This is a genomic window from Phytopseudomonas dryadis, from assembly GCF_004327355.1.
GTDB lineage: Bacteria > Pseudomonadota > Gammaproteobacteria > Pseudomonadales > Pseudomonadaceae > Aquipseudomonas > Aquipseudomonas dryadis.
In genome coordinates this window covers 1-647 of the sequence record NZ_QJUM01000072.1, presented here as the reverse complement: position 1 = coordinate 647, position 647 = coordinate 1, and the positions used below count along the sequence as shown (strand labels likewise).

At 53.0% G+C, this 647-nt stretch carries 1 protein-coding gene; it reads left to right on the top strand.

Translation table 11 applies throughout. From position 1 onward, the window contains the following. Positions 1-303: 303 nt before the first annotated feature. Positions 304-627: a hypothetical protein gene (locus DNK34_RS25270; RefSeq protein WP_208738452.1), complete on the top strand. Its 324-nt coding sequence runs from the start codon at positions 304-306 to the stop codon at positions 625-627. Positions 628-647 lie beyond the last annotated feature (20 nt).

Here is a 647-nt window from a genome sequence, read left to right as displayed (position 1 = left end):
ATGTTTCCGTGTGCGGAATATTCCAAATCCTGACGGTCGCGGTATTTCTCTTTGCGCTCGATGTACTCGGCGTGGTTTGCAGCCTGCCCCTTGCCACCAAATTTAACGCTGAGGTGATAGGTTGCCACGGTTTCAGCCCTCTGCAGGAGCGCACTGTTTCTCGACGAAGGAGAGAAACATATAAGTGCGCTTCCTTCTAATTTTACGGATTAGCACGGAAGATACCCCCTGCACCCACCGACCGCAAGCGATATACTGCACGACCACAACACACAGCAAAAAACACCAGGGAGCACCACGAACATGCGCATCAGCAACATCGAATGGCTGAAGAAACGGATAGGATTCATCAGGAAGCTCGGAGAACAGACCGCACGACAGAGACAGATTATTGACCTGCTCGACAACGAAGCAGGACTCACAGAACAGGAACGCAAACTCCTCCACGTACTGGCAACAGCGGAAAAAAACGACTTACAGGCACAGGAGAGCGAACGAAAACAGGCGGTCCAAAAACGAATCGAGGGAAAAAAACAACGACGGGAACGCAATCACCGGCTCTTTCTCGCGGCCGGGCTACTGATCGAAGCCTGTCTCTTATACACATCTCCGAGCCCACGAGACTAGCGCTCACCCCCCACGCCGCC